Source organism: Aeromicrobium sp. (assembly GCF_014378035.1).
Taxonomy (GTDB): Bacteria; Actinomycetota; Actinomycetes; order Propionibacteriales; family Nocardioidaceae; genus Aeromicrobium.
This window is the reverse complement of sequence record NZ_JACMOM010000302.1, coordinates 1-10,423: the sequence shown is the minus strand read 5'-3', so window position 1 is coordinate 10,423 and position 10,423 is coordinate 1. Positions and strand designations below refer to the sequence as shown.

Genomic DNA, 10,423 nt, shown 5'->3' with positions numbered 1-10,423 from the left:
CCGACTTCGTCTTCCACGCTGCCGCCCTGAAGCAGGTGCCGTCCTGTGAGTTCTTCCCCCAGCAGGCCGTGAAGACGAACGTGGTTGGTAGTCACAACGTGGTGGAGGCGGCCGCATCCGCTGGAGTGCGGTCGGTGGTTTTTCTCAGCACGGACAAAGCGGTCTACCCGGTAAACGCGATGGGCATGTCGAAGGCGCTGATGGAGAAAACAGCGCAAGCTTTCGCTCGGAACAATCCGAGCTCTCGGATGACAGTCGCGGTCACCCGTTACGGCAACGTCATGTACTCCCGAGGGTCGGTTATACCTTTGTTCGTGGAGCAGGTTCGGTCAGGTCGACCGCTCACAGTCACGGACCCACGGATGACTCGGTTCCTGATGTCACTGCGGGAGTCGGTGGACCTGGTCGAGCACGCGTTCACCCACGCTGATAGCGGTGATCTGTTCGTTCGCAAGGCCCCTGCCTGCACCATCCGGGTGCTGGCCCAGGCAGTGGCCGGCCTGCTGGGGGTCGCGGAGCCCGAAATTGCGGCTATCGGTGTCCGACACGGGGAGAAGCAGCACGAGACCCTCCTGTCCCGTGAAGAGATGGTGAAGGCGTCCGACGAGGGCGACTACTTCCGGGTACCACTGGACGCGCGTTCCCTGGCTTACGAGCTGTACTACGAAGAGGGCGAGACGGAGGGTGCAGAGCTTCGGGATTACACGTCTGCGAACACGGAGCAGCTGGACCTTGAGCAGACCAAGCGGCTCCTGTTGACATTGCCAGAGATGCGACAGCTGCTCGGTCTGGCGCGGCCGTGAAGATCCTGCTTACCGGTGGCTACGGTTTCCTCGGGTGGCACACCCGAGCTCGGTTGCATGCTCTCGGCGCCCATGAGGCGTTTGCCGTGGGCCGTAACCAGTGGGATGAGCTGCCACGGCTGGCTGTCGGAGTGGACGCGGTCCTGCATCTGGCCGGAATCAACCGTGGGAATGACCGCGAGGTGGAACAGGGCAACGTCGAGCTGGCTCGGGACGTAGTCGGTGCGGTACGGGCGGCGGGGGCGACGCCGCGAATCGTGTTCGCAAATTCCGTCCAGTCCGGCAACGACAGTCCCTATGGGGCTGGTAAGGAGCAGGCGTCGTCTGTGCTTGCCGACCTCGCTGACGAGGTGGGTTCGGGCTACGTCGACGTCCGGCTGCCAAACCTGTTCGGCGAGCATGGACGGCCCCGATACAACTCGTTCGTCGCCACCTTCGTTGAATCGGTCCTGCGAGGTGAGACGCCACGCGTCAACGACCGGGAGGTAGACCTGTTGCACGCCCAGGGTGCAGCGCAATCGCTCATGCAGGCCTTGACGACGGACTTGCCGCGACTAGATCCACGGGGCACACCGACCACCGTTGAGGGGGTCTACGGCACGCTCCGGCGGTTCAACGAGCTGTACACGGCTGGGGACATTCCTCCGCTACTTACAACGCTAGACGTGAACCTGTTCAACACGCTCCGAGGCGGCCGGTTCCCTGAGCGGAACCCGATCGGCCTGTCACCGCGAACCGACGATCGTGGCAGCCTCGTAGAGGTGGTGCGCGCACACGGGGGCCAGGGGCAGACGTTTGTCTCGACCACCCGGCCCGGCATCACCCGGGGTCAGCACTTCCACCTGCACAAGGTAGAGCGCTTCGTTGTTCTCAGCGGCAACGCCCGGATCTCCCTGCGCAGGCTTTTTACCGACGATGTCGTGTCGTTCGACGTGACCGGCGACGTGCCGCAAGCCGTCGACATGCCCACCCTATGGGTCCACAACATCACTAACACCGGGGACACTGAGCTGGTGACCTTGTTCTGGACCCACGAGCTTTTCAACCCCGCAGCCCCAGATACCTACCCAGAGCCGGTTGCTCCGGTTGAAGGGGGTAGTTGATGCTGAAGGTCATGACGGTCGTGGGCACTCGGCCGGAAGTCATTCGGCTTTCTCGCGTCATCGCTCGGCTCGACGACGCCGTCCACCACGTCCTTGTGCACACCGGACAGAACTACGACCATTCTCTCAACCAGGTTTTCTTCGACGAACTCGGAATCCGCAACCCCGACCGGCTTCTCGGGGTCGACACGTCTTCGCTTGGTCGAGTTCTCGGCGAGACGTTGATCCGCACCGAAGCCGTTCTGCTCGAGGAACGCCCGGATGCTGTGCTGGTCCTGGGCGACACGAACAGCTCCATCGCACTTCTCATGGCCAAGCGGATGCGCATCCCGACGTATCACATGGAGGCGGGTAATCGGTGCTTCGACGAGAACGTGCCGGAGGAGACAAACCGCCGAATGGTGGATCACCTGGCCGACTTCAACCTCGTCTACACCGAGCATGCGCGCCGCAACCTGCTCGCCGAGGGGTTGCACCCGCGCCGAATTCTGCTGACCGGTTCGCCAATGCGTGAGGTGCTGGACAACTACCGTCCGCTGATCGAGGCGTCCGATGTTCTTGATCGTCTTGGGCTGGCCCCGGGGGGATACTTCCTGGTCAGTGCCCATCGTGAAGAGAATGTGGACTCTCCGGATCGGCTCGAGATGCTGCTCGATTGCTTGACGGCGGTGCGCGGCCAGTGGGGGTTACCTGTCCACGTCTCCACCCACCCGCGCACTCGCGCCCGGCTCGCGGCTCTCGTGGGCCGGGTGATGCCCGAGGGGATTGTCTTCCACGAGCCGTTCGGTTTCCACGACTTCAATCGACTGCAGCTCGGTGCTGCGTGCGTCCTGTCCGACTCGGGCACCATCGCCGAGGAGTCGACGATCCTGGGGTTCCCCGCAGTTACCCTGCGCGACTCGATCGAGCGGCCGGAGGCGTTGGACACTGGAGGCATCATGATGACCGGGCTGGACGTGCACGATGTGGTCGCGGCAGTGGCTGTCGAGCTGAGCGCTCCGCGTCCTGGCCCTGGTGTCAGCAATGTGACACCCGACGAGTACCTCGTTCACAACACCGCCGAGCGGGTCGTTCGGTTCATCCTGTCCACCGCTCGCCGACACCGGGCGTGGGCGGGCGTCCGGACAGCGGGTCCGAGCGGAGACCCTCAGTGAGTCGCGTACTGATCTTCGTGGGTGCGTTCGAGCCCGGGTTCAAGGCCGGCGGGCCGATCAAGTCGATGGTCGAGCTACTTGACGGCCTGCCTCCCTCGGTTCAAGTCACCCTCGTAACTGGGGACCGAGACCTGGGCGACTCGGTGGCCTACCCAGGATTGTCGGGGTGCTCCGTGCTTCGAGGTCACCACCTCATTCACTACCTGAACTGGCGGGACCCTCGGCAGTGGGTGCAGTTGCTTCGAAACCTGCGGCGAACGAGGTTCGACCTGCTGTACGTGAACAGCCTGTGGTCGCCGCAGTTCACGGTTCTGCCTGTTGTCCTGAGGTTGTTCGGACAACTGACCTCCCGGGAGCTGCTGCTCGCCCCCCGCGGCGAGCTCTCGCCGGGTGCGCTGAGCGTCAAGGGTGACAAGAAGCGGCGCTTCCTCAGGGTTTGGCGTCCGCTGCTACGGAAGGTCGACCCGATGTGGCACGCCTCGACGACGAAGGAGCAGTGCGACATCACTGATGCGTTCCCCGGGGCCCGCACTGTGGTGGTGGGAGACAGCCGCGGCAACGAACCCATCAAGACCCCCACGGCCGCCGGAGCAACCGCACGATTCGTATTCCTGAGCCGGATCTGCGAGATGAAGAACCTGGCGCTCGTCCTCGAGGCGGCACAGCTGCTCACCAGCGAGGTGGATCTTGACGTCTTCGGGCCGATCGAGGACAACTTTTACTGGGATGCTTGCCTACGGTTGATTGATCAGATGCCGAGCAACCTTCGAGTCGCCTATCGCGGCATGGTCAGGCCGGAGGTCGTGCAGACGACCTTCACCGAGTACGACGCGTTCGTCTTACCCACCCTCGGCGAGAACTTCGGCCACGTCATCGGTGAGAGCCTGTCGGCGGGCTGCCCGGTGGTGTGCTCGCAGAACTCACCGTGGACGGCCGTGCTGCAGGACGGTGGAGGCGCCGCCCTCGCCAGGCTCGATGCTCGAACCTGGGCGGTGGAGCTGGGTCGGCTGGCGGCGCTCTCGCCGGCCGAGCGGACCGCAGGCAAGCAAGCTGCGCTTGACGCCTACCGCCGCTGGCGGGAGGTGCAGCCTCCGACCACCGTCGTCGAGCTCGTGCTGGACCTCGGCGTCAGCGACGTCGCATGACGCGGGTGGGGGGACTTCGGATAGCTGTGGTGACGCAGGGCTTTCAGTCGGCAGGCGGGATCCCGACAGTGGCTCGCTCGCTGGCTGGTGGGTTGCGGGAAGCCGGTCACGAGGTGGTGGTCTTCGACCTCGCCACGTCCCGGTCGGACACCGTGAGTCGTCGTCTCAGCTCGCCGCGCAGCTGGCGACTGAACAGCGTTATGAACGTTTGCGTCGACGAGACGCAGCTCGTACACGTGGGTGCAAACGGGGTGGAGCTCGAGCCGCTGAGGTATCTGCCCCGCAAGGAGCTGACGACCCAGCTGGACCGCTTCGACGTCGTCCAGGTGGTCGCCGGGGCGCCGGCTCTGGGCCTGGCAGCAGCAAGGTCTCGGCGACCTACTGTGCTCCAGGTAGCGACCACCGTGGCGTGGGAAAGGTCCTCCCAGCTCTCCGTGACGACGCGGAACCTTGCACTGTGGCGCACGATGATGACCCGGATAACGTCGCACCTTGAGCGTCTTGCGCTACGGCGGGCTGATTGCGTCCTCGTCATGAACCGTGAGATGGCGGACTTCGTGGCCGCGACGTGCGACACCATTGTGGTGACTGCTCCGCCGGACGTGGACGAAGATCGGTTCACGCCTCGTGCCGCGGGGTGGGACAGAGGCGGACACCTGCTCTCGGTGTGCCGCCTCAACGACCCGCGCAAGGGCCTGGACCGCCTCGTCCGGGCCTATGCGAAGGCAAGAGCTTTGTCCCCGGACTTGCCCCCGCTCGTGCTGGCGGGGCGAGGAAAGCTCCCGGCCACGCTGGCGACCCTGGTGAACGACCTCGACCTCACCGGACACGTCCAGGTTAGGTCCGACGTGACGCCAGAGGAACTTCCTCTTCTATACCGCGCAGCGTCGATCTACCTGCAGGCGTCGCACGAGGAGGGCTTCGGCATCTCTGTGCTCGAAGCCATGGCGAGCGGCGTTCCCGTGATCGCCACAGACACCGCAGGAACCCGGGAGACCGTCGTCCACGGGGACACCGGCTGGTTGGTCGAACAGACTGCCGAGGTGGCTCAGGACATCGCCACCCGCGTCCTCGCGGTCCGGTCGGCGGGCGGCGGGCAAATGGCGTTACAGGCGCGGCAGCGGGCGGTGAGTATGTTCTCGAAGGGGGCCAGCCTGAGTCGAACTCTCGAAGTGTACCGAAGCGTTCTGGCCGGTCGGAGTGACATTCAGTGGTGACCGCCCCAGGTTCCCGCCCCCAGCGGTCGTTCCTCAGGACGGTCGGCCGGACAGCGGGTTACAACGTCCTCATCACGGGAATCTCTGCCGTGACCGGAGTCCTCCTGGCGCGGTGGCTGGGGGCTAGTGGTCGGGGTGACTACGCCGCAACCATGGCGTATCTAGGGTTGGCGTTAATCTTCTTCGAGGTGGGCCTTGGCTCGTCCGTCGTTTATCACGTGTCGCGGTGGCGGGCCGTCCAGGCCGACTACGTGCGAACTGCGGCCGCGCTCCTGGTGCCGTTGGCAGCCCTCGCAGCGGTGGTCGCCGCGCTGGTGGGTGTGTTCCTGTTCGGTGACTCTCCAGCCCGGCGCGGCGCGTTCCTCGTGCTTCCGTTGAGTATTGCCTTCTGCTTCGCCGGAGCCCCCCCGTCGTTTGCGCTCCAAGCAATCAACCTCGGCCGATGGAACCTCGTACGGCTCGTTCAGCCTGTCTCGTTCCTGATGCTCGTCATCGGTGCCCAGCTGGTGACGAGCCTCGACGTGGTGCTCGTCGTGAACCTGCTGGCCGCGACGTTCGCCGGGCAGACAGCACTGGCCTGGTGGCTCTACCGCCGTGTGGCCGGCGACAGCGGGCGCCGCCGCCGCGGTTACGTCCGCCCCTTGCTCAAGTTCGGCGTGCTCAACCTGTCCTCCAATGCGCCCAACGCGCTGAACAGCAGGGCCGACCAGCTGCTGCTGGCGGTGCTGGTCTCATCCGCCGCGCTGGGCGAGTACGCAGTAGCGGTCTCGCTGAGCGTGCTCGCTGCCCCGCTGATTCAGGCTTTTGGCTACGTTGCCTTTCCCGGGCTAGCCCGGGGCGAGGACATCGCGCGCACCATCAGAACGTCGATCCGAGGGGCGATCCTCGTGTCGGTGATCAGCCTGCTGATCATCCTCGCGGGGGGCCCGTTCGCCATCCCGCTGGTGTTCGGTCCCGACTACCACTCCGTTACCACGATCCTGCTGGTCCTCGCTCCAGGCGCCGCGGTCGTGGGCGTGAACCAGGTGCTGGGCGACCTGCTTCGCGGGTTGGGCAAGCCGGCCGCTGTTGCCCTGTGCGAGGGCTTTGGCGTCGTGTTCACGATCGGCGGGCTTTTGCTCTTAGTACCCAGGCTGGGCGTCGTTGGTGCAGCGGTGACGTCTACGGTGACTTATCTCGTGGTCTTCGCGCTGCTGCTGCGCTCCGTGTCCAAGTCAGTTCAATCCGCCGCCGAGCACCCCGGCGTGGCGCCGACGTCGATGGAGGCCGGCTGATGTCGCACGACCGGGACAGAAGAGCGCGAACAGCTGTGACGAGCCAGGCAAATCGAGGTGAGCGGTTGGTTGGCGGCGCCGCGTCCGCCCGCGGTGTCACCGCAGCGGGTGTCGCCCTGGCCGTCGTCCTCGCGTGGGCACTGCTCCCCACCTCGGTGACGTCACCCGCGGGGGTGCAAGTGACGGTGGTAGCGGTCGCCCTCACCAGCGCCGGACTGATCGGGGCGGTCGGGATGTCACAGGAACTGGGCCTGCGTACTGCGCTCGCGAGACTCAAGCTCGGGCCGTGGATGGGTGTCGGCTTCGCGGTGGGGTTCGGTTTGGCTACCCTGGTGTGGCTTGCCGGTGACATCGAGGGGTATCAGGGGATTGTCACGGCATCTTCACTAACTCCGAGTGCGCTGGTCTGCGGCGTGGGCTTCGCCACACTCGCGCTCGCGTATCGTTGGACTCCGCAGGTGCTCCGCCGCTGCGGGTCGTCCTTCGATCGCCGCTTGCGGGGTAATGGTCCACTCTCCACCGGGGCGTCAGTGGTGTGGACGTTGTGGGCGATAGCGGTGCTCGCCCAGCTCATCGGGGCGGCGACGAGCGGACTCGGTTACTTGGCCGATCCAAGGGCCGAACTGAGCGCGTCGTCCTCCGTCGGCACGGTGCTGACTGTGTTCACCTCGCTCGGGCTGCTGTCGAGCCTCCTCGCCGCATGGCGGCTGGCCGCCACCCGAACCGCCGGCGCGGCTCTGCTGACGGTGTGGGTGGGGGGGTCGCAGGTAGTGGTGGGTCTGTTCGGCGGAACGAAGGAGTCGGCGGTGATCCAATTCGTCGCGCTCGTCATCGGTTACTCGGCACGGGGGAAGCTTCGAGTGATCCCAATTGTCGCAACAGGCTTGATCACAATGTTTTTCGTCGCGCCATTCGTAACTGCCTACCGAGCGGAGATTGCGACAAGCTCCGGCCGGTTGACTCCTGCCCAAGCCTTGCAGAGTATCGATTACGGGTCGCTGCTGGATAATGGTAAAACCAGTGGTTCGCAAGCACCCGGAAACCAGTTCATTCAAAGGCTGTCACGTATCGGCGACGTCGCTATGGTTGTCGCCCAGTCGCCAACGCCGGTTCCCTTCGCAAGCCCAACCGACCTGTTGGCAGGTCCGGTGCTCGGATTTATTCCCCGATCGTTATGGCCAGAAAAGCCTGTTTTAGATGCTGGCTACCAGGCGAACATCGTTTACTACCACGCCCCTCCCAGCGTGTACAGCTCCGCGGCCCTGACTCCGTACGGGGATCTCTACCGACACGGCGGCGTAATGGTCGTTATCGTGGGGATGCTCTTGCTCGGCTTCTTCGTACGCGTCATCGACGACCGCACGGGGGGTCGCTCAGCTTCCGTAGATCCTCGCATGCTGTTCCTCCCGATGCTATTCTTTACGACACTGGTCAAACAGGAGACGGACTATCTCTCGCTCGCCGCTAGCATTGTGAGCATCGTGGCGGCAGCCGCAATTGGGGTGCGGCTCACCTCCAGCGGTAGCCTCACATCTCAAGAAGTGGGGGCACGTGGGCGCCCCTAAATGAGGATTAATCACGCATCGGTCCCAATCTCTGCACACAGTCTGGAACGCGCATGAACGATGAGAGCATCGACCGAACGGCAGCGTTGCGCTCACGCTTGTACGAGTCCTACGCCACCACCCACGCGGGTCTCAGCAGCGTGACCACGGCGAGTCTCGTCTACCGGCGCGACATCCGCCCGCACCTTCCGAGCATTCCCGGTGCACGAATTCTCGATGTAGGGTGCGGTCAAGGGGCGCTCGTGAAGCTGCTTGTCGCCGACGGTTACGACGCCTCCGGGGTCGACGTCAGTGCCGAACAGGTCGCGCTCGCCCATCAGGCCGGCATTCGCACCGTGGTGCTTGGTGACTTCACGGACGTGCTCAGTGCTGAGTCGGAAACTCTGCATGCCGTAGTGGCCACCGACCTCCTCGAACACCTGACGAAGGACGAAGTGCTCCACCTTTTCGACGCGATCCACCACGCGCTCAAGCCGGGTGGCTGCTTCGTGGCTCGGACCCCGAATGCCAACAGCCCGTTTAGCGGAAACATTCAGTACGGGGACTTTACCCACGAAACCGTCTTCACGCCTCGAAGCATCGCGCAGATCGCCAGTGCCACGGGTTATTCCCAGGTGGACGTTCGTCCATGCACTCCCGTGGTGCATGGTGTGCAGAGCCGGGTGCGTGCTTTGGCTTGGAAGGCCTTCAGTGGGGCGATCAAGCTGGCCATCGCGGCGGAGACCGGTCAACGCCACGGCCTGGTGGTTACGCAGAACATGACCTTTGTGGTTCGGCGGAGCAGTGACTGAACGCTTACACCAAATCCTCCAAAATGACCCGCAAACGGTGCTGATAGGTGTGCTCCGCGTGGGCTCGCGCTGCGGCGGCGTCCCCAATTCGGCGGGTGAGGTCGGGATCTCTAGTCAGCCTAATGCATAGCGCGAGGAGATCGTCGTAGGTGGTGAATGTCAAGACCTCGGAACCGTCCTCAAACAAGTCCCGCAGCGGCTCACGGGCGTCGCACAGCACCGCGCCACCGGACCCGGCGGCTTCGAACAACCTGCAGTTCACACCGCGTTCAGCTGGATGAAGGTTGTTCAACACTCCGGATGATTGCCGGAACGTTCGGGCCTTTTCCTCTCGCACTACGAATCGACCAGTGTGATGAGCAGTGAGGGGTCGATCTGGAAGCCAACGGGGAAAGCCGGGACCATAGAGGCGTAGTGGGACCGAGTCCGCAATTAGTCGGTCGAAAAGGAGCACCCGAGTTGGGTACATGTTACCTACAGACACGAACCCGGGTTGGGACGCGGGCTCAGCGATCGGGCGGTGCCAGTGTGGATTGCAAGCCTCGGGCAGATAAATTGCTGGTAGACCTTCTAGTGTACTCATCCAGCGAACTAAGTACGGGTCTGTGAAAAACAACCGATCGTAGCTGGCGGTGAGCATGAGTTGATTACCCATGTTGGCCATGTGGTCGGGGAACCACAAGGCGACTTTCGCCCCGCTGTCACGCATTCGGGACACGGTCTCTGGCCGCAACCCACCGTCCACGGAGATGATCACGTCACACTCGGTCCGAGCCGCCCCGATAGCCAACCCTCGCTGCGACATGACGTCCAGAGTCTGTGACTGTGGTGTGTAACGGTCAACGACCGCGTCGATGCGGGGTTGACCCGTGCTGCGTCTCGAGGGTCCAAGGGCCACGGCTTCGACCCCTAGGTCCGGCAGGCAATCAAGGATGTTGTCGGCAAACGAGTCGGGGCCGAGTGGACCTATCACTCCTACGCGCACAATGAGAGCGTAGCCGCAGTTGCACGCCCATTTGCGCGCTACCAGGTCTGACGGTGCCCGACGTCGTCTTTGACGTTTACCTGCCGGATGCAGCAGCGCAGGGACGCGAAGCTGACATCGACCCCCGCAGCGACCTCGACACAGTGTCAGGGTGGGCAGAGGTGCGTCAGGCTGAGCTGAGACACCTTCGGAGTTTGTGGGCTCTTCGCAAACCAGGGTGTAGCCCGTGGTGGCGCGTAGGCGCGGGGGTGAGGGTCGAGGTTCTCCGATGATGGTGGTTCTGACGCCGTCCATCTGGAAGACCTCGACGTGGCTGAGCCTACTTTCGACTGTCCTGATCTTGATGCGTTCTGCTTGCTCGATCGGCTGGGGTTGACCGTGACTGG

General features: G+C 64.0%; 9 protein-coding genes. 8 read left to right on the top strand and 1 reads right to left on the bottom strand.

Going from position 1 to position 10,423, the window contains the following annotated elements; genetic code table 11:
- From H7290_RS15910 to H7290_RS15875, 8 genes are all read left to right on the top strand, one after another.
- Positions 1-803: polysaccharide biosynthesis protein (locus tag H7290_RS15910; protein ID WP_290515002.1), on the top strand; the 803-nt coding region annotated here is incomplete at its 5' end.
- Complete coding sequence (locus H7290_RS15905) at positions 800-1,906, top strand: NAD-dependent epimerase/dehydratase family protein (RefSeq protein WP_290515001.1); 1,107 nt, start codon at positions 800-802, stop codon at positions 1,904-1,906. The genes H7290_RS15910 and H7290_RS15905, both read left to right, overlap by 4 nt.
- Positions 1,906-3,060, top strand: coding sequence for a non-hydrolyzing UDP-N-acetylglucosamine 2-epimerase (wecB, locus tag H7290_RS15900; protein ID WP_290515000.1), 1,155 nt, complete (start codon positions 1,906-1,908; stop codon positions 3,058-3,060). Before H7290_RS15905 ends, wecB begins: the two co-directional genes overlap by 1 nt.
- Positions 3,057-4,205, top strand: coding sequence for a glycosyltransferase (locus tag H7290_RS15895; protein ID WP_290514999.1), 1,149 nt, complete (start codon positions 3,057-3,059; stop codon positions 4,203-4,205). Before wecB ends, H7290_RS15895 begins: the two co-directional genes overlap by 4 nt.
- A 29-nt stretch (positions 4,206-4,234) precedes the next feature.
- Positions 4,235-5,422 carry a glycosyltransferase gene (locus tag H7290_RS15890; RefSeq protein WP_290514998.1) on the top strand — a complete coding sequence of 396 codons (1,188 nt, stop codon included), beginning with the start codon at positions 4,235-4,237 and terminating at the stop codon, positions 5,420-5,422.
- Positions 5,419-6,696: an oligosaccharide flippase family protein gene (locus H7290_RS15885; RefSeq protein WP_290514997.1), complete on the top strand. Its 1,278-nt coding sequence runs from the start codon at positions 5,419-5,421 to the stop codon at positions 6,694-6,696. Before H7290_RS15890 ends, H7290_RS15885 begins: the two co-directional genes overlap by 4 nt.
- A 35-nt stretch (positions 6,697-6,731) precedes the next feature.
- Complete coding sequence (locus H7290_RS15880; protein ID WP_290514996.1) at positions 6,732-8,261, top strand: hypothetical protein; 1,530 nt, start codon at positions 6,732-6,734, stop codon at positions 8,259-8,261.
- A 53-nt stretch (positions 8,262-8,314) separates the two neighbouring features.
- Positions 8,315-9,052 carry a bifunctional 2-polyprenyl-6-hydroxyphenol methylase/3-demethylubiquinol 3-O-methyltransferase UbiG gene (locus H7290_RS15875; RefSeq protein WP_290514995.1) on the top strand — a complete coding sequence of 246 codons (738 nt, stop codon included), beginning with the start codon at positions 8,315-8,317 and terminating at the stop codon, positions 9,050-9,052.
- 4 nt (positions 9,053-9,056) lie between these two features.
- Here the strand turns inward: H7290_RS15875 and H7290_RS21405 are convergent, their stop codons facing one another.
- Positions 9,057-9,521: a glycosyltransferase gene (locus tag H7290_RS21405; protein WP_366927645.1), complete on the bottom strand. Its 465-nt coding sequence runs from the start codon at positions 9,519-9,521 to the stop codon at positions 9,057-9,059.
- Positions 9,522-10,423: the final 902 nt, after the last annotated feature.